At 71.7% G+C, this 24,835-nt stretch carries 29 protein-coding genes; 10 read left to right on the top strand and 19 right to left on the bottom strand.

Annotation, left to right across the window (positions count from 1 at the left end):
- Positions 1 to 21 precede the first annotated feature (21 nt).
- Positions 22 to 738, bottom strand: a complete 717-nt coding sequence (locus KFLA_RS27110; RefSeq protein ID WP_012923031.1) for a TetR/AcrR family transcriptional regulator — start codon at positions 736 to 738, stop codon at positions 22 to 24.
- A gap of 160 nt (positions 739 to 898) precedes the next feature.
- Here KFLA_RS27110 and KFLA_RS27115 point away from each other — a divergent pair, with 160 nt between their 5' ends.
- From KFLA_RS27115 to KFLA_RS27125, 3 genes are read left to right on the top strand one after another with little or no spacing between them, the layout of a single operon-like run.
- Positions 899 to 1,330: a DUF1707 domain-containing protein gene (locus tag KFLA_RS27115; protein ID WP_012923032.1), complete on the top strand. Its 432-nt coding sequence runs from the start codon at positions 899 to 901 to the stop codon at positions 1,328 to 1,330.
- Positions 1,330 to 2,184: an ABC transporter ATP-binding protein gene (locus KFLA_RS27120; protein ID WP_012923033.1), complete on the top strand. Its 855-nt coding sequence runs from the start codon at positions 1,330 to 1,332 to the stop codon at positions 2,182 to 2,184. The genes KFLA_RS27115 and KFLA_RS27120 overlap by 1 nt, the downstream gene beginning before the upstream one ends.
- Positions 2,181 to 4,802, top strand: coding sequence for an FtsX-like permease family protein (locus KFLA_RS27125; protein WP_012923034.1), 2,622 nt, complete (start codon positions 2,181 to 2,183; stop codon positions 4,800 to 4,802). The genes KFLA_RS27120 and KFLA_RS27125 overlap by 4 nt, the downstream gene beginning before the upstream one ends.
- Positions 4,803 to 4,830: 28 nt before the next feature.
- Here KFLA_RS27125 and KFLA_RS27130 read toward each other — a convergent pair whose 3' ends face one another.
- Positions 4,831 to 5,322 (bottom strand): SseB family protein, encoded by a 492-nt coding sequence (locus KFLA_RS27130; RefSeq protein WP_012923035.1) that lies wholly within the window; start codon positions 5,320 to 5,322, stop codon positions 4,831 to 4,833.
- A gap of 88 nt (positions 5,323 to 5,410) precedes the next feature.
- On the opposite strand from KFLA_RS27130, the gene KFLA_RS27135 reads away from it, so the two are divergent.
- The 3 genes from KFLA_RS27135 to KFLA_RS27145 are packed head-to-tail and all read left to right on the top strand — an operon-like array spanning position 5,411 to position 7,482.
- On the top strand, positions 5,411 to 5,911 hold the full coding sequence (locus KFLA_RS27135; protein WP_012923036.1) for a hypothetical protein: 501 nt from the start codon (positions 5,411 to 5,413) through the stop codon (positions 5,909 to 5,911).
- Entirely contained in the window at positions 5,898 to 6,554 is a 657-nt protein-coding gene (locus KFLA_RS27140; RefSeq protein WP_012923037.1) for a uridine kinase family protein, read from the top strand. The genes KFLA_RS27135 and KFLA_RS27140 overlap by 14 nt, the downstream gene beginning before the upstream one ends.
- 37 nt (positions 6,555 to 6,591) lie before the next feature.
- Positions 6,592 to 7,482, top strand: a complete 891-nt coding sequence (locus KFLA_RS27145; RefSeq protein ID WP_012923038.1) for an aldose 1-epimerase family protein — start codon at positions 6,592 to 6,594, stop codon at positions 7,480 to 7,482.
- A 21-nt stretch (positions 7,483 to 7,503) separates the two neighbouring features.
- On the opposite strand, the gene KFLA_RS27150 is transcribed toward KFLA_RS27145, so the two are convergent.
- The 10 genes from KFLA_RS27150 to KFLA_RS27195 form a co-directional block, all read right to left on the bottom strand.
- Entirely contained in the window at positions 7,504 to 7,971 is a 468-nt protein-coding gene (locus tag KFLA_RS27150) for a PH domain-containing protein (RefSeq protein WP_237706609.1), read from the bottom strand.
- Positions 7,972 to 7,998: 27 nt separating this feature from the next.
- Positions 7,999 to 8,844: an ATP phosphoribosyltransferase gene (hisG, locus tag KFLA_RS27155; protein ID WP_012923040.1), complete on the bottom strand. Its 846-nt coding sequence runs from the start codon at positions 8,842 to 8,844 to the stop codon at positions 7,999 to 8,001.
- 48 nt (positions 8,845 to 8,892) lie between these two features.
- Entirely contained in the window at positions 8,893 to 9,156 is a 264-nt protein-coding gene (locus tag KFLA_RS27160; RefSeq protein ID WP_012923041.1) for a phosphoribosyl-ATP diphosphatase, read from the bottom strand.
- Between the two features lie 76 nt (positions 9,157 to 9,232).
- Entirely contained in the window at positions 9,233 to 9,583 is a 351-nt protein-coding gene (locus tag KFLA_RS27165; RefSeq protein WP_012923042.1) for a sec-independent translocase, read from the bottom strand.
- A gap of 147 nt (positions 9,584 to 9,730) precedes the next feature.
- Positions 9,731 to 11,320, bottom strand: a complete 1,590-nt coding sequence (locus tag KFLA_RS27170; RefSeq protein WP_237706610.1) for a S1C family serine protease — start codon at positions 11,318 to 11,320, stop codon at positions 9,731 to 9,733.
- A gap of 64 nt (positions 11,321 to 11,384) precedes the next feature.
- Positions 11,385 to 12,446: a sigma-E factor regulatory protein RseB domain-containing protein gene (locus KFLA_RS27175; protein WP_012923044.1), complete on the bottom strand. Its 1,062-nt coding sequence runs from the start codon at positions 12,444 to 12,446 to the stop codon at positions 11,385 to 11,387.
- A gap of 3 nt (positions 12,447 to 12,449) precedes the next feature.
- Positions 12,450 to 13,064 carry an anti-sigma factor family protein gene (locus KFLA_RS27180; protein ID WP_012923045.1) on the bottom strand — a complete coding sequence of 205 codons (615 nt, stop codon included), beginning with the start codon at positions 13,062 to 13,064 and terminating at the stop codon, positions 12,450 to 12,452.
- On the bottom strand, positions 13,061 to 13,747 hold the full coding sequence (gene sigE, locus KFLA_RS27185) for an RNA polymerase sigma factor SigE (RefSeq protein WP_012923046.1): 687 nt from the start codon (positions 13,745 to 13,747) through the stop codon (positions 13,061 to 13,063). Before sigE ends, KFLA_RS27180 begins: the two co-directional genes overlap by 4 nt.
- Positions 13,748 to 13,903: 156 nt before the next feature.
- Positions 13,904 to 14,125 (bottom strand): biotin/lipoyl-binding carrier protein, encoded by a 222-nt coding sequence (locus tag KFLA_RS27190; RefSeq protein WP_012923047.1) that lies wholly within the window; start codon positions 14,123 to 14,125, stop codon positions 13,904 to 13,906.
- 49 nt (positions 14,126 to 14,174) lie between these two features.
- Complete coding sequence (locus KFLA_RS27195) at positions 14,175 to 14,723, bottom strand: CGNR zinc finger domain-containing protein (protein ID WP_012923048.1); 549 nt, start codon at positions 14,721 to 14,723, stop codon at positions 14,175 to 14,177.
- Between the two features lie 83 nt (positions 14,724 to 14,806).
- Between KFLA_RS27195 and KFLA_RS27200 the strand changes: the two genes are divergently transcribed.
- Both KFLA_RS27200 and KFLA_RS27205 read left to right on the top strand, forming a co-directional pair.
- Entirely contained in the window at positions 14,807 to 16,021 is a 1,215-nt protein-coding gene (locus tag KFLA_RS27200) for an MFS transporter (RefSeq protein ID WP_012923049.1), read from the top strand.
- Positions 16,005 to 16,616: a GNAT family N-acetyltransferase gene (locus KFLA_RS27205; RefSeq protein WP_012923050.1), complete on the top strand. Its 612-nt coding sequence runs from the start codon at positions 16,005 to 16,007 to the stop codon at positions 16,614 to 16,616. Before KFLA_RS27200 ends, KFLA_RS27205 begins: the two co-directional genes overlap by 17 nt.
- A gap of 21 nt (positions 16,617 to 16,637) precedes the next feature.
- Here KFLA_RS27205 and KFLA_RS27210 read toward each other — a convergent pair whose 3' ends face one another.
- The gene (locus tag KFLA_RS27210) at positions 16,638 to 17,519 is read right to left on the bottom strand and encodes an SIS domain-containing protein (protein ID WP_012923051.1); all 882 of its coding nucleotides are present in this window, start codon (positions 17,517 to 17,519) and stop codon (positions 16,638 to 16,640) included.
- Between the two features lie 101 nt (positions 17,520 to 17,620).
- On the opposite strand from KFLA_RS27210, the gene KFLA_RS27215 reads away from it, so the two are divergent.
- Together KFLA_RS27215 and KFLA_RS27220 are read left to right on the top strand one after the other, a co-directional pair.
- The gene (locus tag KFLA_RS27215; protein ID WP_012923052.1) at positions 17,621 to 18,403 is read left to right on the top strand and encodes a DeoR/GlpR family DNA-binding transcription regulator; all 783 of its coding nucleotides are present in this window, start codon (positions 17,621 to 17,623) and stop codon (positions 18,401 to 18,403) included.
- Between the two features lie 154 nt (positions 18,404 to 18,557).
- A complete protein-coding gene (locus KFLA_RS27220; RefSeq protein ID WP_012923053.1) occupies positions 18,558 to 19,238 on the top strand; it encodes an O-methyltransferase in 681 nt (226 codons plus the stop codon).
- Between the two features lie 9 nt (positions 19,239 to 19,247).
- On the opposite strand, the gene KFLA_RS27225 is transcribed toward KFLA_RS27220, so the two are convergent.
- The 6 genes from KFLA_RS27225 to KFLA_RS27250 form a co-directional block, all read right to left on the bottom strand.
- Positions 19,248 to 19,970 (bottom strand): alpha/beta hydrolase family protein, encoded by a 723-nt coding sequence (locus KFLA_RS27225; protein ID WP_012923054.1) that lies wholly within the window; start codon positions 19,968 to 19,970, stop codon positions 19,248 to 19,250.
- A complete protein-coding gene (locus KFLA_RS27230; RefSeq protein ID WP_012923055.1) occupies positions 19,967 to 20,971 on the bottom strand; it encodes an amidohydrolase family protein in 1,005 nt (334 codons plus the stop codon). The genes KFLA_RS27225 and KFLA_RS27230 overlap by 4 nt, the downstream gene beginning before the upstream one ends.
- Positions 20,971 to 21,489 carry a 3-hydroxyanthranilate 3,4-dioxygenase gene (locus tag KFLA_RS27235; protein WP_012923056.1) on the bottom strand — a complete coding sequence of 173 codons (519 nt, stop codon included), beginning with the start codon at positions 21,487 to 21,489 and terminating at the stop codon, positions 20,971 to 20,973. The genes KFLA_RS27230 and KFLA_RS27235 overlap by 1 nt, the downstream gene beginning before the upstream one ends.
- Positions 21,489 to 21,902 (bottom strand): RidA family protein, encoded by a 414-nt coding sequence (locus KFLA_RS27240; RefSeq protein ID WP_012923057.1) that lies wholly within the window; start codon positions 21,900 to 21,902, stop codon positions 21,489 to 21,491. The genes KFLA_RS27235 and KFLA_RS27240 overlap by 1 nt, the downstream gene beginning before the upstream one ends.
- A 115-nt stretch (positions 21,903 to 22,017) precedes the next feature.
- Positions 22,018 to 23,523: a 2-hydroxymuconic semialdehyde dehydrogenase gene (locus KFLA_RS27245; protein ID WP_012923058.1), complete on the bottom strand. Its 1,506-nt coding sequence runs from the start codon at positions 23,521 to 23,523 to the stop codon at positions 22,018 to 22,020.
- Positions 23,520 to 24,833 (bottom strand): FAD-dependent oxidoreductase, encoded by a 1,314-nt coding sequence (locus KFLA_RS27250; RefSeq protein ID WP_012923059.1) that lies wholly within the window; start codon positions 24,831 to 24,833, stop codon positions 23,520 to 23,522. Before KFLA_RS27250 ends, KFLA_RS27245 begins: the two co-directional genes overlap by 4 nt.
- Positions 24,834 to 24,835 lie beyond the last annotated feature (2 nt).

Genomic DNA, 24,835 nt, shown 5'->3' on the forward strand with positions numbered 1-24,835 from the left:
TTCAGTGGAACTCAAGGCGTGTCAGCGGGAGTCGACGAGGACCTGGATGCCGTCGAGGATGCGGTGCAGGCCGAACTCCAGGTCGTCGTCGACCTCGTCCCCGTACTCCTGGTTCGTGAAGAGCTCGGTCAGCATCGGATAGTCGCCGGCCGCCAGTCGCGGGGCCAGGAACGCGCCGACATGCTCGGCCTGCACCTGCACGGAGTCACTCGCCTGAATCTGCCGGGTCAGGGACGCCTGGCCGCGGACGTAACCGTCCAGCAGCAGCACGCATCCCAGATTGTCGTGGTGACTCAGCCCGATGGCGTCCAGCGCCTGAAGCAGCACCTCGGCCCACCTGAGCAGGTTCGGCGTGATGGGTGCCCCACGGATCGGCATGTCCAGCAGCCACGGGCGTTCGGCGTACCGGTCGACCTGGGCCTTGACCCAGGCCGTCGCGCGGTCGCGCCAGTCGCCGTCACCCAGTGCCGGCGGCGGCCCCCACGCGGCATCCCGGACCAGGACGAGCAGCTCGTCCTTCGAGCTCACATAGCGGTACATGGCGTTGGTGGTGACGCCGAGGCGCGCCGCGATCTTCTGCAGCGAGATCGCCTCGAAGCCATGGCGATCGCCGAACTCGATACCGGTGGCCACGATCTGCTCGACGCTCAGCCCCGGTTTCGGCCCACGCCGCTGGACCGGCAGCACGCCCCAGGACAGGGCGAGTCCCGGCGGCAGCTCGGCGCGGTCATCACTCATGCCACCATCCTTCCGCACTGCGGGCGGCGGCCGGCGATGGATGCCGGAAGAGGGGTGCCAGCACCACTTCGGACCTGGGGACAAACCCCTCGGCCGAAAAACTGTTCAGGACCTACGCTATTTCTTGTCAGGTTGTTCGCTCGCACCCAAGGAGTTCCTCATGAACGCGATCATCGCCACCCTCGGACCGCTGCTGGATCCCGACGAGCTGCAGCTCACCGAAGCCGACAAGCGGGCTGCGCACGCCAAGCTCGACAGCGCCGTACGGCTCGGTGGCCTGTCCCCGCAGCAGGCGACCGACCGGCACGACCTGGTCGGCCTCGTTCACACCCGCGGCGAGCTGCGCCGGGTCTTCGACGGCCTGCCCGACGCGGTTCCGCCGACCGGGCTGACGCTGGCGCTGCGCAGCGTGACCGTCGGCTGGCTGGTGGTGTGCAGCACCCAGTTCGCCGTCTGGCTGGGGCTGGCGGTCTTCGGCCACTTCGACGGGCCGTGGTGGCTCTGGTCGGACCTGGCGCTGGGCACCGGCGTCGGGATCCTGTGGTGGACCCACGAGTCGTACCACCGCAAGTCCTCCCTGCAGGCGATCTGATGACCGCCCCTGTCCAGCTGACCGACGTCCGCAAGGTCTACGGCACCGGAGCCGGAGCCGTGACCGCGCTCGACGGGGTCAGCCACAGGTTCGCCGAAGCGTCGTTCACCGCGGTGATGGGCCCGTCCGGCTCCGGCAAGAGCACGCTGCTGCACTGTGCCGCCGGACTGGACGAGCCCAGCACCGGCGAGGTGCTGCTGGCCGGTACGCCGTTGCGCGGGCTCGGCGAGACCGCGCTCACCGAGCTCCGGCGCCGGCACGTCGCGTTCGTCTTCCAGGCGTTCAACCTGATGCCCGCGCTGACGGTCCGGCAGAACGTGGTCCTGCCGCTGACGCTGGCCGGGCAGACGCCCGACCAGGCGTGGGTCGCCGAGGTGATCCGCCGGGTCGGTCTCGACGAGCGGTCCGGGCACCGGCCGGGTGGACTCTCCGGCGGCCAGCAGCAGCGGGTCGCCATCGCCCGCGCGCTGGCCGTCCGGGCCGCGATCACCTTCGCCGACGAACCCACGGGCGCGCTCGACACCCAGACGGCGCTCGAAGTCCTCACCCTGCTCCGCGACCAGTCTCGCATCGCCGGCCAGACCGTCGTCATGGTCACCCACGACCCCGTCGCCGCCTCGTACGCCGACCGCGTCGTCTTCCTGGTGGACGGCCGGATCGTCTCCGAGCGGCCCACCCCGACCGCCGACCGAATCGCCTCCGAGCTCGCCCTGCTCTCCCGCCCCGCACGGTCCAGCTCCCCCGCGGCCGGGGCGCCGTCACCCGCGGCGCGGGCCGCGTCGCCCGAGGCGCTGCGACGGTCGTTCCGCTTTTCGGTGCCGCCGGCAACCGACGGCACCGGAGCGGCGCGATGATGCGGCTCGCGCTCGCCGGGCTGCGGTTCCGGGCGGCAGCCTTCCTGGCCGTCTTCGTCGCGGTGCTGCTCGGCAGTTCGCTGATGGCCGCCGCCGGCGGTCTGCTCGAAACGGGTCTGCGGCTCGACGCCGCGCCGCAGCGACTGGCCGCCGCGCCGATCGTGGTGACCGGGCGGCCGGCGTACCACCCACCGAACGGGAGCGGCTCGGTGGCGTACCCCGAACGGCACGCCGTCGACGCCTCCCTCGCCGACCGCCTCGCCCGGACGCCGGACGCGGCGGTGGTGGTGCCCGACCTCACGTTCCCGGCGGTGATGGCCCCGACCACCGGCGCCCAGGCCGAGCGCGGGGACGAGCAGAACCAGGTCTCGGGCCGGCACACGTCGGCCGGGCACGGTTGGTCCTCGGCGGCGTTGACGCCGTACCGGTTGGTCGCGGGCAGGCCACCCGCAGCTGGACAGGTCGTGCTCGACGAGCGGCTGGCCGGTGAAGCGCGGGTTGGCTCGACGGTGCGCGTGGTCGTCAACGGAACGCCCGCGGACTTCGCGCTCGCCGGCGTCGCCGTCGCCGAGCCCGCCTCCGGCAACGGCGGCAGCAGCGGCAGCGGCGGAACGGACGGCCGCGCGGGCGGCGCGACCGGAGCGGACGGCGCGAGAGTTGGTGCGGGCGTCGACAACCCCTCGATCTTCTTCGCCGACGCCCAGGCGCGCGAACTGTCGCCACGGCCTGGGAAGGTCGACGCGTACGGCGTCTTCCCGGCCCCCGGAGTCCCCCCGAAGGAGCTGGCTGAACGGCTGGACCTGCCGGCCGGGGTGGTCGCGTTCACCGGCGACGACCGGGGCGCGGCGGAGTTCGCCGGGATCGCGACGAGCCTGCCGCTGATCATCCTGTCCGGCGTCTTCGGCGGCATGGTGGCGGTGGTGATGGCTCTCGTCGTGTCCGCCACGATCGGCCTGTCGGTCCGGCAACGGCGCCGGGAGCTGGCCCTGCTGCGCGCCAGTGGGGCGACTCCGGCCCAGGTACGCGGGATGGTGGTCGTCGAGACGATGCTCGTCGGTACCGCCGGCCTGGTGCTCGGGCTGCTGCTCGGCCGGACCGCCGGGCAGTGGATCTTCGAGCTGCTCGCCGGCAGCGGGATCGTGCCGTCGGCGCTGCATTTCACCCAGGGACCGCTGCCGTTCGCCGGCTCGCTGCTGCTGACGCTGGTGATCCTGCGCGCCGCGGTCGGAGTCGCCGCCGGACGAGCGGCCCGGATCCAGCCGATCCAGGCGCTCGCCGAGGCCGCCGTACCGCCGGTGGTGATCGGCCGGGTCCGCCTGGTGCTGGGCGCGGTCTTCGCGGTCGCGACCGTCGGATCCGCGGTCTCGACGGCGTTCATGAGTCCGGCCAACGCGGCGGCGATCGGCGGGCCGGCGGTGCTCACCGGCTCGATCGCGGTCGCCGTGCTGGGGCCGGCCGTGGTCCGCGCGCTGCTCACCCCGCGGATCACCGCGTTCCTGGAACGCCGTGGCACCGGCGGGACGCTGGCCGCGATCAACCTGCACGTCCGGGCTGTCCAGTTCGCCGCCATCCTGGTGCCGATCATGCTCGCGTCGGCGATCGCGCTGGGCAACATCTACGCACAGACCACGCAGCAGAAGGCGGCGGTCGAGGCGTACACCGACAACCTGGCCGCCGACGTGGTGGTCACCAGCACGTCGGGTGGGATTCCGGCCGGCCTGTACGACGAGGTCCGGCGTACCGAGGGGGTGTCGGCGGCCGCGGAGCTGGTTCGGAGCAAGGGCTGGATCGAGCAGCCGTACGACGGCTCGCACACGAGCGATCCGTGGCCCCTGCTCGGGCTGAACGGCCCTGTCTACACCGGCAAGGTGACAGCAGGCTCGCTCGACGACCTGACCGGCGAGACGGTCGCCCTGCCACCGGGGGCCGCTGACAACCTGAAGCTGGGGGTCGGCGACTCGATCGGGCTGCGGCTGGGCGACGACGCGCTGGTGAAGCTGCGGATCGTCGCGCTGGTGGAGGGCACGTCCGGCTACGAGTCGATCCTGCTGCCGTCCGCGCTGCTCGCCGCGCACACCACGTCCGGGCTGCCCAGTCAGGTCCTGCTGCGGACGTCGGAGCCGGCGCAGGTCCTGCGCACGCTGAACTTCGGGAAGTGGCCGGGGGTGTCGGCCGGTGACCGCGACCGGCTCGGGCAGGCGCACGACGCGGGCCTCGGCTTCGACGCGTGGATCGCGTACCTGCTCGCGGCGATCGCGATCGCCTACACCGCAATCGCCTCGATCAACACGATCGCGGTGGCGGTGCTGGACCGGCGCCGGGAGTTCGGCCTGCAGCGGCTCACCGGGGCGACCCGGCGCCAGGTTGCCCGGATGCTCTACCTGGAGCACCTGGTGATCGCCGGGATGGGCGTCGCCCTCGGGGTGGCCGCAGCGGCCTTCAGCGTGCTGCCGATAGCCGTGGCCACCCGGGGCTGGCCGATCCCGTCCGGGCCGCTTTGGATCCTGCTCGGCTGGATCGCGGTCGTCCTGTTGCTGGTCCTGCCCACGACAGCGGTGACCAGCCGGCTGGCGATGCGCGGCAAGCCGATCGACGCCGTGGCCTCACCCGGCGCGTGACCCGGCGGGTGAGCACCCGGACGCTACGTCAGACCGTGGGCTGGACCCACCCGTAGCCGCCGTCTTCCAGGCGAACGACCTGGAGACCGGCGGCCAGCCGGTGCAGGTCGTCGGTCTCGATCACACCCCGGGCCGGACCGGCGACGTCCAGCACGATCGCGGCGGCGCCCTCCTGGACCGCGGCAGTCGCGACCAGCTTCGTCCGGGCCGGCATCGGGCGCGCCTCCGGACTCCAGCGAGCGAGGCTCACGGTACTGGTGAAGGCGAGCAGGGCGTTGCGGCCGTCCTGGCCCTGCAGCAGCGCGACCGCCATGTCCGAGGTCTTGTCGTGCGCCAGCCCCTGCTCGTCGTACTCGACCTCACCGAGCATCGCCACCACCGGGACGAGCAGCCGCGCGGTGGTCAGCGCGTGCAGGATCGCTCCCTGGTCCTGCTCGGCCAGCGCGCGGCTCAGCGCGGGATCGGCGGACCCGTCGTCGTTGTCGAACCCGGTCAAGGCCAAGCGGCGTTCTGGCTGCACGGGTTCATTGTCCCCGGACCAGGGTTTCAGGGTGGCGTCAGGGCTGTACCCGGCTTGGTTCCAGCGGCACCTGTGCGAGCCTGGAGATGTGCCTGACTTCAATGATCTGACGCTGCTGCCGTTCTGTGTGGGACTCACCCTGCTCGGCCTGATCGCCTCGTGGGCCGCCTGGCGCCGCCGCGGGCTGGCCGCCGGTACCCGCGGCGTGGCCTGGTCGTTGCTCCCGGTCTCCCTGTACCTGACCGGGCTGCTGGAGCTGCTCTGGGACGTGGTGCGGTCCGCCAGCAGCTGGATCACGCACCTGATCTTCTCCCCCACCGTGTGGGCCGGCGTGGCGCTGTTCGGCGTCTCGGTCGTGCTGTACGTCGTGTCCGGTGTCGCCAAGGGCCGCCGGAGCCCGGAGAAGCCAGCCAGGACGAAGCCCGCGGCCGCCCCCGGTGAACTGACCAGCACCGGACCGGCCCCCGCCTCGGCCTCCGCCCCTGCCGCGAAGCCCGCCAAGGCGCCGAAGGGCGCCAAGGCGAGCCAGCAGGAGTCGTCGGAGTTCGACGAGATCGAGGACATCCTGAAACGCCATGGAATCAACTGAGACGCCGACCGTTCTGACCGTCGACAGCCTGCTCGACCACGTCCAGGCCGGACCCGCCCGGCTCGGCCGGACCCGGCTGATCGGCATCGACGGACCCGCCGGCTCCGGCAAGACCACCCTGGCCACCCGGTTCGCCGCGCGTGCGGAGGCGCGCGGCCTGCGCTGCCAGGTCCTGCACATGGACGACCTGTACGACGGCTGGGACGGCGCCGTCCGCGGTTTCGGCCTGCTGCGCGACCACGTGCTGCAGCGGATGGCCGACGGCCGGGAGGGCCGCTACCGCCGCTACGACTGGGGCCTGAACGCGTACGCCGAGCTGCACGTCGTACCGACCACCCTGGACCTGCTGATCGTCGAGGGGGTCACCTCCTGCGACCGCGACGCCGCCGGCTGGCAGTCGCTGCGGATCTGGGTCGAGACCAGCAACGACGTCCGGCTGGGCCGCGGCATCGAGCGCGACGGCGAGGCGCTGCGGGACCGCTGGCTGGACTGGATGCGCTGGGAGCGCGACCACTTCGCCGGCCAGCGCACCCGGGACCGGGCGCACGTGATCGTCGACGGCAACCCGGCCGTCGAGCACGCGCCGGAGACCGAGCTCGTCACCAAGTCCGTGCACTTCGACCACGACTCGGCCGCCTCCTGACCGCACCGGCGTGTACGGGGTGGGTAAGGATGGGGGCATGAGCGTCTTGCCATCCGGGGAGCAGTGGACCATTCGCGCGGGCGAGTACGCCGGCACCGTGGTGAGCGTCGGCGGCGGCCTGCGCGGTCTCGCGTACGGCGACCGCGACGTCCTGCTCGGGTACGCCGAGCACGAGGCGGCGCACGCCGGCATCGGCCAGCACCTGTTCCCCTGGCCGAACCGGATCACCGACGGCAAGTACACCTTCCAGGGCACCGACCAGCAGCTGCCGCTGACCGAGCCGACCCGGTCCAACGCGATCCACGGCCTGACCCGGTGGGCGAACTGGGCCCGCGTCGACGACGGCCTCGACGAGTCGCTGGTCGAGGTGACGTACCGGTTGCACGGCCAGCCGGGCTACCCGCACCAGCTGGACCTGACCCTGACCTATCGGCTGGACGCGGAGACCGGGCTGACCGTCACCGCCGCGGCGAAGAACGTGGGCAGCAGCGACGCGCCGTACGGGTACGGCACGCACCCGTACCTGACGGTCGGGCGGAAGCTGGACGAGTGCGAGCTGGAGTTCGCCGCCGAGCGCTGGCTGGAGGTGACGCCGGACCGGATGACGCCGATGGGCCTGCGGCCGGTCGACGGCTCGGCGTTCGACTTCGGCAGCCGGCGGCGGATCGAGGACCTCGAGATCGACAACGCGTTCACCGGGCTGCCGGACAACTGGATGGTCACGCTGACCGACCCGGACAGCGGGAGCCGGGCGGTACTCAGCGGCGACACCCCCTGGGTGCAGCTCTACACCGGCGGCGCGCTCGGCCGGATCGGCCTGGCCGTGGAGCCGATGACCTGCCCCCCGGACAGCTTCGTCACTGGCGAGAACCTGGTCGTGCTGGCGCCCGGCGACGAGCACAGCACGACGTTCCGGGTCAGTGTCTGACCGGTCCCGGTCCGACCGGCGCTACAGGGCCGGGGTCGAGCCCGCGCCGTGCGCCCGGGCGATGGCGGCGAGCTGCTTGGCCGCCGCCGTCGCGCGATCACCCTCCGAGGCCTGCACCGCGAGGATGCCGAGCCGGTTGCCGTCGGCGTCGAACAGCTGCAGCCACGGGTCACCCGGCTTGAACCGCAGCACCTTCACCGCGGTCCACGGGTAGTCGTAGGACCTGAACACGTTGCGGACCCGCAGCCCGTCGGCGTACGCCGTCACCCGGACCGTCGCCATCCGGTAGAGCAGGTAGAGCACGGTGCCGAAGAAGGCCAGCAGGGTGAGCCGCTGGAACAGCGTGAAGGTGGCCCGCGACTCGTCCGGCAGCCGGAACCAGATCACCCCGAAGATCGCCAGCATCGAGGCCGCCATCGCCGCCGTCACCGCGGCCACGATCCGCGGGTGGAACGTCCACAGCGAGGGGCGGTCGGTGGCAGCGGTCACGAGGGTCTCCGGGGTGGCCATGCGAGCTCAGATCCGGCAGGCGTGGATGTCGGTGGTCAGGATCGCCCGGGCGCCGACGTCCCAGAGCTGGTCCATGATGTTCTGCGCCTCGGACCGGAGCACCATCACGCGGACGGCGACCCAGCCTTCCCGGTGCAGCGGCGACACCGTCGGCGACTCCAGGCCGGGGGCGACCGCGTTGGCGGCCTCCACCGCCTCGGCGCGGATGTCGTAGTCCATCATCACGTAGTTGCGCGCGACCAGGACACCCTGCAGCCGGCGGACCAGCTGCTCGAGGCCGGCCGGCTGCTCGACACCGTGCCGCTTGATCAGCACCGCCTCCGAGGTCAGGATCGGCTCGCCGAACACCTCGAGCCCCGCCTGGCGCAGCGTCGTACCGGTTTCCACCACGTCGGCGATCACGTCGGCAACGCCCAGCTGGACCGCGGACTCGACCGCGCCGTCCAGCTTCACCACGGACGCCTCGACGCCGTGCTCGGCCAGGTGGTCGGACAGGATCCCGGCGAACGAGGTGGCGATCCGCTTGCCGGCCAGGTCCTTCACCGAGTCGGCGACGCCGGGCCGGCCGGCGAACCGGAAGGTCGAGCCGCCGAAGCCCAGCTCGATGATCGTGTCGGCGTCGGCGTGCGAGTCCAGCACCAGGTCGCGGCCGGAGATGCCGACGTCCAGCGTGCCCTCACCGACGTACACGGCGATGTCCCGCGGGCGCAGGTAGTAGAACTCGACCCCGTTGTCCGGGTCGGTCAGCGACAGGTCCTTGGTGGTCCGGCGCTGCTTGTAGCCGGCCTCGATCAGGATGGCGGTGGCGGCCTCGCTCAGCGAGCCCTTGTTCGGTACTGCGACGCGCAGCATGGCAGACGGCCTTTCTGAAGATGTGGTCCCGGTGATCCGCAGTGACTCCTACAGATGTCGGTACACGTCGTCGAGGCTCAGGCCGAGCGCGTGCATCATCACCTGCGCGTGGTAGAGCAGCTGGCTCAGCTCCTCCGCGGCCCGGTCCTTGCCCTCGTGCTCGGCGGCCATCCAGGACTCGGCGGCCTCCTCGACCAGCTTCTTGCCGATCGTGTGCACGCCGGCGTCCAGCGCGGCCACGGTGCCGGATCCCTCCGGCCGGGTCAGCGCCTTCTCGCCCAGCTCGGCGAACAGTTCCTCAAACGTCTTCATCGCGCGCCCAGCCTAGACGTCGTCGCCGGCGGCTCGATCAACAGGTCTCGTCTGGCGGGACCGCGGCGGCTGCCGATCAGGTCGACTCGGGGTCGTACGGCGCCCGCTGGCCGGCCGGGAGACGCTGCGTGCCGCCCATCAGGTCCATCGACGAGGAGACCGGCTTGTCGTCGTCGAGGTCGTCGTCCATGCCCTCGAGCAGGTGCTTGCGGACGAAGCTGCGCGGGTTCAGGTCGCGGACGTCGAGGTCGGCGAACTCCGGGCCCAGCTCGGTGCGCAGGTCGTTCTGCGCGTTGTTCACCATCTGCCGGACCTGCCGCAGCAGGCGTCCGGCCGTGCGCGCGAACTCCGGCAGCCGGTCGGGCCCGAAAAGCAGCACGGCGACGATGGCGATCACCACCAGCTCGAGCGGCCCGATGCCGAACATGTCCCCACCTTCTCCGCCTCGGATGGACGTCCGGGCACAGCCTAGGGCATGTCTGGTGGTTCCCTGCAGACATGCCCTGGGCCGGGCTTCGGTGACTGCGCCTGCCGGGTCAAGGGTTGGTCACGAACCCGCCTGGACGGCGTACGGTCAGCCGGTCTGCTGGCCGAGCGTGACGGTCGCCTGACGGGCCTTGCCGGCGCGTTGGTAGACCAGCCGGACGCTCTCGCCGGGGCGGTGGGTGCGGATCGCGACGATCAGCGCCTCGGCGGTGTCGACGGTCTGGTTGTCGATCGAGGTGACCACGTCGCCGGTGCGCAGACCGGCCCGGGCGGCCGGGGACCCGGCGGTCACCTCGCTGACCCGGGCACCGCCCTCGAACCGCATGTCCACGTTCGCCCCGATCACCGGGTACGACGCCTTGCCGGTCGCGATCAGCTGTTGCGCGGTCCGCCGGGCCTGGTCGATCGGGATCGCGAACCCCAGGCCGATGTTGCCGCTGCTGCCCTCCTCGGCGCCGCGCACGGTGGCGATCGCGGAGTTCACCCCGATCACCCGGGCGTTCATGTCGACCAGCGGGCCGCCGGAGTTGCCCGGGTTGATCGCGGCGTCGGTCTGCAGCGCGTTGATGTAGGAGATCTCGCCCTCGCCGCCGGCCGTCACCGGCCGGTTCTTGGCCGAGACGATGCCGGAGGTGACGGTGCCGGCCAGCCCGAGCGGGGAACCGATCGCGACCACGTCCTGGCCGACGATCGCCAGGTCGGACCGGCCGAACTGCACCGACGGGGCGTCGATGCCGGACACCTGCACCACGGCCAGGTCGTACGCCGGGGAGCGGCCGACCAGCCGGGCGGTCGCGGTCTTGCCCTGCTGGGTGACCACCTGGATCGACCCGCCCTGGGCGGCGGCCGAGACCACGTGGTTGTTGGTCAGGATGTGGCCGTCGGTGTCGATCACGAAGCCGGAGCCGGTCCCGTTGCTGTTGTCGGCGCCCTCGACCTTGAGCTGGACCACGCTCGGCAGCAGCGTCTGGGCGACCGCCGAGACCGAGCCGCTGCGGATCTTCGGGTCGGCCCCGGTGCCGATCGGCGGGCCGGCCGGCTCGTCGATCGGGCCGCGCCCGTCGAGCGCGACCACGGTGGCGGCTGCGCCGGCGCCGGCGATCAGGCCGATCACCAGCGCGACGATGCCGGCGATCAGGATCACCCGGCTGCCCTTCGGCGGCGGCGCCGGCGTGTAGGCGCGGGCCTGCTGCTGGTGCCAGTCGATCGGCGGTGGCGGGACGTAGCCCGGCTGCTGGGTCGGCCAGGCCTGCCCCTGGTACACCGGGCGGAAACCGGGCTCGACCTGCTCGGGCCGGCCGAAGCTGCGCTGCGTCATGGACCGCTCGGACTGCCGGTACGCCGCTGCGCCGCCCGGAGCCGCCAGCGGCGCGCTCCCGGCCTGCGAGGGCGGTGGTGTCAGCGCCGACACGGCCGGGTTGCTCTGCTGGGCGCCCGGGTCGCTCTGCTGGGCGCCGGCGTACCCCGCGTCGCTCTGCTGAGCACCGGCGTACCCGGGGTCGCTCTGCTGGGCAGCGGAGTACCCGGACGCCGCGTCCTCGGGCGCGGCGGGCGGAACCACCGGCCCCGCGACCGGCCGGTCGGCGGGCAGCTCGCGGGTGGGCTCCGGATCCGCCGGGTCCCGCGGCGTCCGTACTGTCGGCTCGGCGTCGTCCCAGCTCACGGTGCCCCGCCTCACGTCGTCGTTGTCTCGTGGTGGCGGCCGCCGCGGGGTCACCGCGGAAGTACCGCCACAGAGTTGATTATCCCAGCTTCCACGAGAGCGCACTCATTGGAGTGAGCCAGGCCGCCATCCGGGCCAGCCCGGTACCCATCCGCTGAACCGCCGAGACCCTGGCCGGCTGCTCGTGCGGGAACGCATCGACCACCTGGGCGAGCAGGTCCGGTGGCAGGTCGCCGACCACCGTGTAGACGATGCCGCCCGACGACCACACGGCGTACGAGGGGATGCCGTACCGCACGTGCACGCCCGGTGTCCCGGTCGTCGCGAAGCCCGCGACGGCGGCCGGGTCGAGTGTGCCGCGCTGCTGGAACAGCGACACGTTGAACAGGCCGTCGGAGTACGAGAACTGCAGTGCTCCCCCGGCCTTGTCCTGGTGCACGTCGTACAGCTGGAGCGAGGCCGGCAGCGCGGTGGCACAGGTCCACCCCTGCGACCGAAGCCCCTCCACCCCACCGAGTCCCACCGGCTCCACCCCACCGGGCAGCATCGGCGGCAGGTGCCCGAGGAACTCGCCGTTGTCGATCTTCAGGTCGGTGAACACCGTGGCCCGGACCAGCGCCTTGCCGTCGGCACCGAACAGCTGCCGCTGCAGCAGCAGCCCGGTCGCCTTGTCGATCCAGAACCGCGCCGCCAGCGTCCCGTCGGCGCGCAGCGCGTCGATCAGCACCGCAGCTCGGCCGATGGTGTCCGTGCAGCACCGGTAGACCAGCTCGTACGTCGCCTTGAGCAGTGCGAGCGGTCCGCCGTCGACCGTCGGCCTCTCACCGTCACTGGCGCGCTGCACGAACGACTTGGCGTCCGGTGAGGTCGAGCCGACGACGCTGATTTCCGAGCCCTGGGACGCGGCGTGCACGATGTCCAGCATCGCGGAGCTGGAGCCGTGCGGTCCCCAGGACGTGATGATCTGCGTGCCGTGGTACGAGACGTGGTCCGGCGCGGCGGCGGCACGCTCCAGCCAGCTGATCGCCGACGGCGAATCCTCGCGGGGAGTGGCCGGAGCCGGAGCGGCTGCGGCGGGCAGGGGCAGGCCGATGCCGATCAGCGCGGTACTGACCAGCAAGGCGAGCCGGGAGAGGCTCACAGCTCAACGACCCGTCAAAGCCACCGGCTGGAGCGTCGGGTTCAGCCCGGCGTAGCCCGTCCCGTTGTAGGAGTTCAGCAGTGCGACCGGGTCGACGAGCGGGCTGTTGCCCACCGTGGCGGCGTGGTCCGCCGAGAAGCTCGCGACGGGCGGCTGCAGCGCCGGCGGCTGCTCGCCACCGCGTGCAGGGTCACCCAGGACGAACGCCGTACCGAGGAGGGACGCCACCGCGGCGGCAGACCCCGCCGCACCCAGTACGCCGGTACGCCGCCGCGACCTGGTGGTCCGCGCGGCGGGCCTGGTCGCACCGGTCCGGGCCGCCGGGAACGCGGAGCGCTGCGGGCTCATCGCCACGGTCGGCGTGAGCACCGGCCGGACCTCCTCGCGCGGCTCCAGCGAGAACGCGGGAATGCCCATCAGGCGCTGCATCAGGTCGTCGGACGGCTCCGGGGCCGCCAGCGCCGACAGCTGGGCCTTGAGCCGGCGCTGTCCTTCGACCTCGGCGCGGCAGGAATCGCAGCAGACCAGGTGGCTCAGCACGCGGTCCCGCGAGTCGTGGTCGAGCTCACCGTCGACGGCGGCGCTCAGCTTGTCCAGAGGGTGGTGCTGCGCGGTCACCGGTCGTCACCTCCACCGGGGAAGGGCCCGTCCGCGGGCGGGCCGCTGACACGGGAGTGGCCGGACCGCGGGGCGCGGTGCTCGAGGTGCTTGCGCAGCATCGAGCGGCCGCGGTGGATCCGGCTCCGGACGGTGCCGAGCTTCACGTCCAGGACCTCGGCGATCTCGTCGTACGTCATGCCTTCGATGTCGCACAGCACCACGGCCGCGCGGAAGTCCTCGGGCAGCGCGTCCAGCGCGCGCTGCACGTCGTGGTCGAACTGGTCCTGGTCGAGCTTCTCGGCCGGGCCGCTGCCCTTGGCCGGCAGCCGGTCGTGCGCGTCCTCGGGCAGCCCGTCGAAGCGGATCCGCTGCTTGCGGCGGGCGCCGTCCAGGAACAGGTTCGTGGTGATCCGGTACAGCCAGCCCTCGAAGGTGCCCGGCGTGTAGCTCGACAGCGACCGGAAGACCCGGACGAAGACCTCTTGGGTGAGGTCCTCGGCGTCGTGCTTGTTGCCGGTCAGCCGGTAGGCCAGCCGGTGCACCCGGGCGGAGTGGGTCCGGACGATCTCGTCCCAGGACGGCAGCACGTCCGGCTGCGGCTGGAGCGGCTGCTGGGGGGCCAGGGCAGGCACCACGGAGGTGTCGACCGGCTTCACGGCAACGCCTCCCTGGGTCCTCTCGGCAACGAGCGTGACCACCATGGTGCCGTGTTCACCGTCCTCTGCGCACGTCGGGGACACCCGGGCTGAACCCTGAGATGCCGGTACGACGGGTCCAACGGCGCACAGGGACGGGAAGTTCCCGGTGGTCTGCGTCCAGTAGACGCCCTGACAGCGCCTCCTGGTCGGCGGTGTGGCCTATTTCTCCTCGATCACCGCGATCGGGTCGCCGTCGCGCACGACCTCGCCCTCGGCGACCTTGATCTCGGTGATCGTGCCGGCCACCTCGGCCAGCACCGGGATCTCCATCTTCATCGACTCCAGGATGACGAGGGTGTCCTCGGGGCCCACCGTGTCACCGGCCCGGGCGGTGACCTTCTGGACGTTCGCCACCAGTTCTGCGACCACGGTGTGACTCACGTGCGCTCCTTACGCCCGGGGATGCTCGGAGCCTGATCCTAGGGCGTGGTCAGCCGCCGGGACCGGCGGAGCGGCGGGCGCGGTGCGAGGCGACCCGGGTGCGACCCGCGCAGGTCGGGGTGCAGAAGCGGCGCGGCCGCCGGACCGCCGGATTCACGAACACCCGCTCGCAGTCCGGCGCCGCGCAGGTGTCCAGCGCCTGGAACCCGTGCCCGGCGGCGAACCCGGCCAGCCCGAGCGCCGTACCCGCAGCGAGCCACTGTCCCCAGGTGGCCCCGGGTTTGGCGACGTGCAGGTGCCAGGGCGATCCGTCGTGGTCCGACAGGTAGGGCCGTACGGCATACTCGGCGAGCAGCTGGTTGAGGATCCGCGCCGCCTCGGCCGGCTCGGCGTGGAAGACCGGCCGGAGCAGCTCGCGGACCTCCCGCACCTCGGCCAGGTCGTGCTCGTCGAGCGTGATCGGGTCGGACTCGCCGTGGTCGAGCAGGAACTGCCGGACGTCGGCCGGCGAAGTGAGCTTCTCCGGGTCCCGGGTGCGGGTGTTGACCAGGTCGACGGCCAGCCGGATCAGCCGGTCCGGCGTCTGCAGGCTCTCCACGGCGGCTCCTTTCGGGTGGCGCGAGCGTAACGCCTTTGCTAGCGTAACGCGTAACTGCCAACTATGCGTTACAGGAGACCGTGATGCGCGAACTGCTCGCCGTCCGGGCGATGCCGGCCTACTACGTCGCCGCGACGCTCGCCCGTGTCGGCGACGAGATGGTCGCCTTCACGCTCGTGCTGCTGGTGCTGGAGCGCACCGACAGCGCCGCACTCGCCGGGATCACCGGCGCTGCGTACGCGCTGCCTGCGGTGGTCAGCGGCCCACTGCTGGGCGCCTGGCTCGACCGGACGGCGTACCGGCGGACTGCGTTGGGGCTCAACCAGGGAGTGCTCGCCGCGGTGATGCTGAGCCTGCTCCTCGTCGTCGGGCACAGTCCGCACTGGGTGACGCCGGTGCTGGCCGCAGTAGCCGGCGTGACACTGCCGATGGTCAGCGGAGGCTTCACCAGCATGCTGCCGATCCTCGTACCGGGCCGGTTGCTGCCGAAGGCCAACAGTTGGGAGGCGGCAAGCTTCGGCGCGGCCACGATCACCGGACCGGCCGCGGCGGCGACCATCACGGCGGCTGTCACCGTCGAGGCCGCCGTACTGGTCATCACGGTGACAGCGACGCTCAGCATCTTCGCCATCGCGCGGCTGCCTGCTCTGCCTGCCGCGGTCGCCGTCGAGGACCGTGAGCCGTTCCTGGGTTCGGTCGTCGCAGGGCTCGCTCACCTGGCGCGTACTCCGCGGCTCCGGGCGTCCACGGTCACCACTACAGCACTGATGGGTGTCACCGGCGTCCTGCTGATCACGCTGCCGCTGCACATGCCGACCGTGGGAGCGCCCAGGTCAGCGGCCGGCTATCTGTGGACCGCCCTGGAGATCGGCAGCGTCACCACAGCAGTGCTGCTCGGCCGGCTGCAGACCCGCTGGCGGCCGGAGTACGTCGTAATGGTCGCGGTCGCGGCATACGGGCTGGCGATGACGACCTGGCCGTTGGCGTCCACCTTCGCCGTACTGCTGGTACTTGCCGCGGCGACAGGTCTGCTGGAAGGACCGATGCTGCCCGCGATGTTCGCGGCTCGCCAGCAGTACAGCCCGGACGCGTTGCAAGGGCGGGTCAGCACGACGGCTGCCAGCCTTCGGGTCGGCGCTGCCGCTCTCGGCCAGGCCGCCGGCGGCCTCCTTGTCCCCCGCATCGGCACCGACGCCGCCCTGCTCGCTGTTGCTCTCGGACTGGTCGCTGCAGCGGCCCTGGGCTGGCTGTCGAGCTTCACCACCCGACAGGAGCCCGCCGATGCACTCGCCCACTGAGCTCGATCGCGTCCTGCAAGCGTGGGTGCACGGTTGGTCCGTCTCCCGAAGCACGCTGTCCCCAGTCCCTGCTGCCAACGGCTATCGCATCGACGTAGGGCTGCCCGGCCACCTTGTCAGGTATGTACTGCCGTGCTTCGACGAGCAACTGGTCGATGGACTGCGGGAGCCGTCGACCTGGGTGAAGGTGTGCGGCGAGCTGCCCGAGTTGCCGGCCCGGTGGACGGTGGAACCAGTGGAGTACTTGATGGCTGCGCCACTGCCGCTTGCCGTACCACCTGGTCCGGCGTACGGGGTGCGGACCGTGGTGGACGGCTCGCTCGTCCGCGCGACCGTCGAGCGGGACGGAGTGGTCGCAGCCCGCGGCCAGGCCGCGTTGTGGACGGAGTACGCCGTGGTCGACCAGGTAGTCACCGAACCGGCGTACCGGCGGCGGGGGCTCGGCACAGTTGTCATGCGGGCACTCGGCGAAGCGGCGGCCCAGCAGGGCGCGCGGACCGGCGTACTGGTCGCGACCGAGGACGGCCGAGCCCTCTACAGCAGGCTCGGCTGGTCCCTGATCAGCCCGGTCGGCGTCGCCCGGCTCGGCGCTTGAGCGCCGCCTGGACGGCTGTGCTCAGCCGAGGATGACCGAGCGGCTGAGGCTGCGGGGCTGATCCGGGTTGAGGCCGAGCGCCAGGGCCTTCGCGACGGCGACCCGCTGGGCGACCACCAGGGACGCCATCGGGTCGAGCTCGGCGTGGTGCACGACGGTGGCCCCGGTGGCGGCGATGTCGTCGAGCAGACCGGCCGGCGGCTCACCGAAGACCCAGACGCCGCGGCCCGGCTGAGCGATGGCGATCGGGCCGTGCCGGTAGTCCATCGCCGGGTACGCCTCGGTCCAGGCCGACGCCGCCTCGCGCTGCTTGAGGCCGGCCTCGTGCGCCAGGCCGACGGTCCAGCGGGTGCCGACGTAGGTGACCTGCTCCAGCTTCGCCAGCTCGTCCACATCGATCGCCAGCGCGGTCTCGGCGTCCGCGGCGGCCTGCGTCAGATCCTGACCGAGCGACGCCCGCAGCAGCGCCAGCGTGGTGGTCGCGAACCGCGTCTGCACGACCGACTGCTCGTCGGCGAAGTCCAGCAGGATCGTATGGTCGGCCAGTTCGGTGATCGGAGACCCAGCCGTCGCGGTGATCGCGATCGTCGGCAGCGAGGTCCGGCGGATCAGGTCGAGCACCTCGGTGGTGGTGCCCGAGCGGCTGATCACCACGACCGCGTCGTACTGCCGGCCGAAGGCGAACTCCGACCCGGCGAACGCGTCGGTCTCACCCTGGCCGAGGTCCTCGCGCAGCGCGGCGTACGCCATCGCCATGAACCAGGAGGTGCCGCAGCCGACCGCCGCGACCCGGGCACCGGCTGCCGGCAGTGCGCCACCGTACTGCGCGAAACCGGCCGAGACCTGTCGCCACAAGGCCGGCTGGGTGGCGATCTCAGTGCTCACGAACGGGGTGTCGGTCATGTCGTCTCCGGAGATGTAATGGTCGAAACTGCTCGAACGTGATCGAATGGTGCCAACCGGCAGCCGTTCGGCTGACCGATTGTGCTGAGGAGGAGCCCCGGGTGAAGCGTTATGAACGGCTGAACACGCTGCTCGAGTCGCTGGCCGAGAAGGGCGCGATCGACGTCGACGAGCTCGCCGAGCAGCTGCACGTGTCCGCCGCGACCATCCGCCGCGACCTCGACCACCTGGGCAAGCAGCAGCTCCTCACCCGGACCCGCGGCGGCGCGGTCGCGAACGCGGTTTCCTACGACCTGCCGTTGCGCTACAAAACTGCGCGTTTCGCGTCGGAGAAGCAACGGATCGCGCAGGCCGCGGCCACTCTGGTCCGCCGCGGCATGGTGATCGGGATGAACGGCGGCACCACGATCTCCGAGGTGGCGCGCACGCTGGCGACCCGGCCGGAGCTGTCCGCCGAGCACGGCGAGCCGGCCTTCACGCTCGTCACCAACGCCCTGAACATCGCCAACGAGCTGATCGTCCGCCCGCACGTGAAGATGGTGCTCACCGGCGGCGTGGCCCGGCCGCAGTCGTACGAGATGATCGGGCCGCTGTCGCACCGGATCCTGGCCGACCTGTCGCTGGACATCGCCTTCATCGGCGTCGACGGCATCGACGAGACCGGCGCCACCGCCCACCACGAGGGCGAGGCGAACATCAACCAGCTGATCGTCAGCCGGGCGTCCAAGGTCGTCGTGGTGGCCGACTCGTCCAAGCTCGGCCAGCGCGCGTTCGCCCGGATCTGCGAGCTCAGCGAGATCGACACCCTGGTCACCGACGCGCAGGCCGACGAGTCCCAGCTGGCCGTCTTCAAGGAAGCCGGCGTCGACGTCATCCGTTCGTAGTCGCCCGTCCCGCCGCACCGCCCACCTCCCGGGGTGATCTCTGACTCGTCAGCACGATCATATCTGACTCAAGAGCCGGTGTTACGAGCAGCACTGCGCAGTCTCTGCGCGTGAGGCAGGGAAGCGGGACCTGGGGACGCTAGGCTTCTGACTGGTGAGGAACGCAGCGGCTGGACATTGGGAGGGCATCATCGCCACCGGCATCGACCCCGCGTCCTGGGCTTACGCCGAGGACTACACCAGTGAGGACGACGTCGTCACCGGTGCCCGGGCGAGCGCCGACGACAGCGGGATCTCCGCGATCGGGCCCGGCGCGGCCTCCGCGCTGAGCCTGCTGGCCGCGGCGGTCGGCGCCAAGGCGGTGGTCGAGATCGGTACCGGCACCGGGGTTTCCGGACTCGCGCTGCTGCGCGGCATGCGCCCCGACGGCACCCTGACCACGGTCGACATCGACGCGGAGAACCAGCGCCTGGCCCGCAAGACCTTTCTCGACGCCGGCATCCCGGCGAACCGCTTCCGGCTGATCGCCGGCTCCGCCCTGGACGTCGTCACCCGGCTCACCGACGGCCACTACGACCTGGTCTTCTGCGACGCCGACAAGCGCGAGTCCACGGCGTACCTGCACGAGGCCCTGCGCCTGCTCCGCCCCGGCGGCGTCGTCGCCTTCGACAACGCCCTCTGGGAAGGCCGCGTCGCCGACCCGTCCCACCGCGACCCCGAAACCACCGCCGTCCGCGACCTGATCCGCGCGATCCGCGACGACGACGACCTGGTCTCCGCCCTGCTCCCCTGCGGCGACGGCCTACTGGCCGCCGTCAAACGCCCGGAGAGCTGAGTCCGACGCTCAGCCGGTGAAGCGGGTGAGTGCGGTGATGACGGCGTGCCAGGCCTCGGCGTCGGGGTCGATCAGCTCGAAGTGACCGACGCCGTTCAGGCGGTGCAGGCGGGCGGTGGGGTGGGCGGTGAAGTAGGACTCCGAGACCGCGAGCGGGACGCGCTGGTCGTTGGTACCGTGCACGATCGAGACCGGCGCAATCGGCGCGGGCAGGTGGACCGGGTCGAGGTCGTTGCGGACGCCGGAGCCGATGAAGTCCTGGACGGCGCCGTCGTCGAGCCGCAACTGGTCGGCGAGCAGCAGATCCGCCACCGGCGCCAGCGCGACGACTCCGCGCAGACCGACGGGGTTGAGCGTCGCGGCCGCCCACAGGGCAAGCTGACCGCCGGCGGAGTGGCCGGCTAGGACGAAGCCGGCGTGCAGGTCCATCAGCGACGGCAGCCGGTCCAGCGCCGCGCGGACGTCGCTCGTGGTGAGATCGGGCTGCCCGGGTTCGCGCCGGTACTCCAGCGACGCGACCGACCAGCCCTCGTCGGCCAGCGCCTCACCGAGCGGGCGGGCATGCGTGCGGTCGTACTCCGGCCGCCAGAACCCGCCGTGCACGAAGACGACCGCGGGGCGGTAGTCCTTGGCGTGCCAGACGTCGATCACCTGGTCCGCGTGGCCGCCGTACCGGAGTTGTTCGTCGGGTGCGCGGGCCTCGCGGGACAGCACAGAGCGGTCCTCGGTCATCCGGGCCTCCCCAGGTAGCGCAACGCGTTCGCGGACAGTAGCTTGTGCCTTTGCCCGTCGGACAGGAAGTCGGCTGTGCGCACCACCTTTCCGGCCGGTCGCTCACCCAACGGGTACGGGTAATCACTGCCGACCAGCACCCGGTCCTCGCCCAGCGTGTCCACCAGCAGGCGCAGCGGGGCTTCGTCGAACACCACGGTATCCACCACGAAGCGGTCCAGATAGTGGCTCGGGGCATGCACCGACCTGCCCCGGACGGCATCGCCGCGGCGGTGCCAGGCGTTGTCGAGGCGGCCCAGCCAGAACGCGAAGCTGCCGCCACCGTGCGCGAAGCAGATCCGCAGCGAGGACGGCAGCCGGTCGAAGGCGCCGCCGAGCGTCATCGCGAGCAGGGACAGGTGGGTCTCGGCCGGCATGCCGGCCAGCCAGCGCGCCATCCAGCGGTCCAGCCGCGGACCGCCCGGCATGTCCCACGGATGCACGAGCACCGGCGCACCGACCTCCGCACAGTGCGCCAGGAACGCGACGATGCCGGCGTCGTCGAGGTCCTTGTCGCCGACGTGGTTGCCGATCTCCACCCCGACGTGCCCGGCGGCCAGGCAGCGGTCCAGCTCGGCGCAGGCGGCGTCCGGGTCCTGCAGCGGGACCTGGCAGAACGGCACGAACCGCTCGTCACCGGCCAGCGTCTCCAGGGTCAGGTCGTTGAAGATCCGGGCCACCTTGACCGCCTGGTCGGCGGGCCGGTCGTAGGCGAAGAACACCGGCGTCGGCGAGACCACCTGCAGGTCGATGCCGTCGGCATCCATGTCGGTACGCCGGACCGCCGGGTCCCACGCCGGCGGCCCCACCGGCCGGAACTCGGTCTCGCCGACCATGATCATCGCCGCCCGCTCGGAGTCGATCCGCAGCCACGGCCAGTCCGTGCCGCCGCAGGCAGCCGCCAGCTCCGGCCAGCCCTTGGGCACGAGGTGGGTGTGGACGTCGACCGCGGGCCCGGGCATCAGGCCTTGCCTGGGTGCAGCGTTCCGCACTCGGGGCAGGTCCGGGCGTCCTCGCTGTCGTAGAAGGCGGCGAACACCGGCGGCAGGTCCGCGACGATGTCGGTGACCTGCAGCTCGACCTCGTGCACGATCGCGTTGCAGTGGCCGCAGTACCAGCGGAACTTCTCCAGGACGCCGGGCTCGCGGACTCGCTCGATCACCAGGCCGATCGAGTCCGGACCACGCTGCGGGGAGTGCGGCAGGTTGCGCGGCAGCACCCACATCTCGCCCGCGTTCACCTCGACGGTCGCCGGCCCGTGCTCGGTCATCACATTCACCCGGAGCTCGCCGGAGATCTGGTAGAAGAACTCCTCGTACGGATCGACGTGGAAGTCGGTGCGCTGGTTCGGCCCGCCGACCACCATCGTGATGAAGTCGTCCCCGGTCGGGAACATCTGCTTGTTGCCGACCGGTGGCTTCAGCAGGTGCTTGTTCTGCTCGACCCACTGCGGAAAGTTCGTCGACTCCAGGTTGACCATCACTCGCTCCTTTGCGGGATCGCTGCTACCGCTTGAATCTCGATCAGCAACTGCGGATGCGGCAGCTGGTGCACGGCGACCGTCGTCCGGGCCGGGCCGGTCTCGTCGAAGAACTCGCCGTACACCTCGTTGTAGCCGCCGAAGTCGTTCATCGACACCAGGTACGTCGTGACGCTGACCAGGTCGGACAGGTCGGCACCGACCGAGGCCAGGATGTCGCGGATGTTCTCCAGCACGGCGCGGGTCTGCTCCCGAATGTCCAGCGTGACCGTGCCCAACTCGTCGACCGACGCACCCGCGATCGTGTTGTCCGGCCGCCGGCTCGACGTCCCGGAGACGAAGCCGAAGCCACCCGCCACCTTCACATGCGGAAACCGCCCGCGCGGTACAGCTGCGCCAGGAACGACGGTCATGGGGCCTCCCGGCCTGGACCTCGGAGCAATGGAGCGAAGCGACTGAGCGACGAGGGAAGGCCGGGAGTCGGGCCCCATGACCACGCCGGCGCCGGAGGCCCGGCCAAAAGCGCCGTCATGAAAGCTCCACGCAGACGTTGGTCAGGTCGGAGTAGAAGTCGATCGAGTGGGTGCCGCCCTCGCGACCCAGGCCGGACAGCTTCATTCCGCCGAAGGGCGTGCGCAGGTCGCGCAGGAACCAGGTGTTCACCCAGACCAGGCCCACGTCCAGGGCGGCGCCGGCGCGGTGGGCGCGGCCGACGTCGCGGGTCCAGACCGTGCCCGCCAGGCCGTACCGGCTGTCGTTGGCCAGCGCGAACGCCTCCTCCTCGGTGTCGAAGGGCGCGATGTGGCAGATCGGGCCGAACACCTCCTCGGTGTTGGTCCGGGCATCCGGCGGCAGGCCGGTCACCACCGTCGGTTGCACGTAGCAACCACCGTCGCGGGCGTCGCCGAACTCCGGGACGCCGCCGCCGGCCAGCACCGTCGCGCCCTCGGTCCGCGCGAGCTCGTAGTACGAGAGCACCTTCTCGCGGTGCTGGTGGGAGATCAGCGGCATGTTCGCGGTCGCCTCGTCGGAGGGCCAGCCGAAGGTCAGCGCGTCGGCCCGGGCGGCCAGCCGGGCGCAGAACTCGTCGTACACCGGGCGTTCGACGTACAGGCGTTCGGTGCACAGGCAGACCTGGCCGCCGTTGGTGAAGACCGAGCGGACCGAGCCGTCGACGGCGGCGTCCAGGTCGGCGTCGGCGAAGACCAGGCCGGCGTTCTTGCCGCCGAGCTCGAAGGAGACCGCCTTGACGCCGTCGGCGGCGGCCTTGGCGATCGCGCTGCCGGTGGCGGACTCGCCGGTGAAGGTGATCGCGTCGACGCCCGGGTGCGTGGTCAGGAACTCGCCGGCCGAGTCCGGGCCGAAGCCGTGCACGAGGTTGAAGACCCCGTCCGGTACGCCGGCCGCGGCCATCACCTCGGCCAGCACGGTCGCCGACGACGGGGTCTCCTCGGACGGTTTGACCACCACGGCGTTGCCGCAGGCAAGCGCCGGGGCGACCTTCCAGGTGAGCAGCAGCAGCGGCAGGTTCCAGGGCACGATGATCGCGACCACGCCGGCCGGTTTGCGCACGGCGTAGTTCAGCGCGCGGCGGCCGTCGGGCAGCGTGGTCGTGTACGACTCGGTCGGGGTGGTGGTGGCGAAGTCGGCGAACGCCCGGAAGTTGGCGGCGCCGCGCGGGACGTCGAGGGTCCGGGCCTGGCTGATCGACTTGCCGGTGTCACCCACCTCGGCGGCGACCAGGTCGTCGAACCGGCGCTCCAGCTCGTCGGCGACCCGGCGCAGCACGGCGGCCCGTTCCTGCTCGCTCATCCGGCCCCAGGGTCCGCGCAACGCCGCGCGCGCCGCCGCCACCGCCGCGTCGACGGTCGCGGCGTCGGCCTCGCACACGTCGAAGATCTTCTGCCCGGTCACCGGGCTCGACTTCGGGAACGTCGTGGCGCTCTGCACGAACGCGCCGCCGACGAAGTTCCGCAGCAGGCCGGCCTCGGCCGGGTCCCCGGTGAGCAGTTCGGGCCGCCACAAGGTCGTCATCGCCTGCTCCTCAGGACGGTGCGGGTCAGCGTGCCGAGGGCGCCGAGGGCCAGGACGACGGCGCCGGCGAGGGCCTGGTGCTGGCGACGGACCCGGCGGCGGACCTCGGCGTACGGGGTGGTGGTGAAGGAGACCAGCTCGTAGCGGGAGACGTAGCGGCCGGGCAGGGCACGTTCGACGGCGTGCTCCAGCTGCTTGCCGAGCCGGAAGACCGGGGAGGCGACCTTGTCGCGCATCTCGACGAAGTTCGCCAGCGCCATCTCGGCGATCGCGTCGGTGTTGTCGCGGCGGCGCGCCTCGAACAGCGGCAGGGCGCGGGCCCAGCTGCCGCCGGTGTCGTCGAGGCAGCGGTCGAGCTCGACGACGTCCTCGAAGGCGCAGTTGGCGCCCTGCCCGTAGAACGGCACGATCGCGTGCGCCGCGTCGCCGATCAGCGCCGTCCGGCCGTGCGCCTGCCAGGGCTGCACGTGCACGGTGCCGAGTACGCCGACCGGGTTGTGCAGGTAGTCGTCCACCAAGCCAGGGGCCAGCGGCAACAGGTCGGGGTAGTGCTCGGCGAAGTACCGCTCGATCTGTGGCGCGGTCGTCAGCGCGTCGAACGAGCCCGACGGCCAGAACAGCGTGCAGGTGAACGAGCGATCCGGGTTCGGCAGGGCGATCATCATCGACGTCCCGCGCGGCCAGATGTGCAGCGCCCCCGGGTCCAGCGCGAACTCCCCGCCCGCCGCCGGGATCGACAACTCCTTGTAGCCGTAGTCGAGGAAGTCGGCGTCGTCCGCCAGCGCCCCCTCCCCCACCAGCTGCCCCCGCACCGCCGACCCGGCACCGTCCGCACCCAGTACGACGTCCGCCTGCGCCTCGACCCGCCCCGACGGCGTCTCGAAGACCAGCTCCCCGGCCTGCGAGTCGAGCCCGACCAGCCGGTGCTCGAACACGATCTCCACCCCCGGGGCCTTCGCGGCCGCATCCAGCAGCGCGTTGTTCAGCGCGCTCCGGCTGATCGAGTTGATCGCCCGGTCCTGCGACGCGCTGTACGGCTGGAAGTCCAGCGGCCCTTCGACCGGGTGGATCATCCGGCCCATCATCGGCAGCGCGTCGGCCATCACCTCCTCGGCCAGCCCGATCCGCCGCAGCGCGTCCAGGCCGCGCTCGGAGATCGCCAGGTTGATCGACCGGCCGCGCTCGGCCGAACCGGTCCGCGGGTCCGGCCGGCGCTCGTACAGGGTGACCGTCAGGCCGCGCCGGGCCAGGAAGCAGGCCAGCAAACTGCCGGTCAGGCCGGCTCCGACGATCGCGACACGCTGAGTCATGC

This window comes from Kribbella flavida DSM 17836 (assembly GCF_000024345.1).
Classification (GTDB): Bacteria; Actinomycetota; Actinomycetes; order Propionibacteriales; family Kribbellaceae; genus Kribbella; species Kribbella flavida.

Coding starts and splice junctions, on each gene's coding strand:
- KFLA_RS27145 (WP_012923038.1), top strand. CDS start 6,592: ATGAGCGTCTTGCCATCCGGGGAGCAGTGGACCATTCGCGCGGGCGAG.
- KFLA_RS27205 (WP_012923050.1), top strand. CDS start 16,005: ATGCACTCGCCCACTGAGCTCGATCGCGTCCTGCAAGCGTGGGTGCAC.
- KFLA_RS27245 (WP_012923058.1), bottom strand. CDS start 23,523: ATGACGACCTTGTGGCGGCCCGAACTGCTCACCGGGGACCCGGCCGAG.
- KFLA_RS27225 (WP_012923054.1), bottom strand. CDS start 19,970: ATGACCGAGGACCGCTCTGTGCTGTCCCGCGAGGCCCGCGCACCCGAC.
- KFLA_RS27160 (WP_012923041.1), bottom strand. CDS start 9,156: ATGAAGACGTTTGAGGAACTGTTCGCCGAGCTGGGCGAGAAGGCGCTG.
- KFLA_RS27200 (WP_012923049.1), top strand. CDS start 14,807: ATGCGCGAACTGCTCGCCGTCCGGGCGATGCCGGCCTACTACGTCGCC.
- KFLA_RS27165 (WP_012923042.1), bottom strand. CDS start 9,583: ATGTTCGGCATCGGGCCGCTCGAGCTGGTGGTGATCGCCATCGTCGCC.
- KFLA_RS27230 (WP_012923055.1), bottom strand. CDS start 20,971: ATGCCCGGGCCCGCGGTCGACGTCCACACCCACCTCGTGCCCAAGGGC.
- KFLA_RS27210 (WP_012923051.1), bottom strand. CDS start 17,519: ATGACCGACACCCCGTTCGTGAGCACTGAGATCGCCACCCAGCCGGCC.
- hisG (WP_012923040.1), bottom strand. CDS start 8,844: ATGCTGCGCGTCGCAGTACCGAACAAGGGCTCGCTGAGCGAGGCCGCC.
- KFLA_RS27250 (WP_012923059.1), bottom strand. CDS start 24,833: ATGACTCAGCGTGTCGCGATCGTCGGAGCCGGCCTGACCGGCAGTTTG.
- KFLA_RS27115 (WP_012923032.1), top strand. CDS start 899: ATGAACGCGATCATCGCCACCCTCGGACCGCTGCTGGATCCCGACGAG.
- KFLA_RS27110 (WP_012923031.1), bottom strand. CDS start 738: ATGAGTGATGACCGCGCCGAGCTGCCGCCGGGACTCGCCCTGTCCTGG.
- KFLA_RS27120 (WP_012923033.1), top strand. CDS start 1,330: ATGACCGCCCCTGTCCAGCTGACCGACGTCCGCAAGGTCTACGGCACC.
- KFLA_RS27235 (WP_012923056.1), bottom strand. CDS start 21,489: ATGGTCAACCTGGAGTCGACGAACTTTCCGCAGTGGGTCGAGCAGAAC.
- KFLA_RS27125 (WP_012923034.1), top strand. CDS start 2,181: ATGATGCGGCTCGCGCTCGCCGGGCTGCGGTTCCGGGCGGCAGCCTTC.
- KFLA_RS27240 (WP_012923057.1), bottom strand. CDS start 21,902: ATGACCGTCGTTCCTGGCGCAGCTGTACCGCGCGGGCGGTTTCCGCAT.
- sigE (WP_012923046.1), bottom strand. CDS start 13,747: ATGGTGGTCACGCTCGTTGCCGAGAGGACCCAGGGAGGCGTTGCCGTG.
- KFLA_RS27140 (WP_012923037.1), top strand. CDS start 5,898: ATGGAATCAACTGAGACGCCGACCGTTCTGACCGTCGACAGCCTGCTC.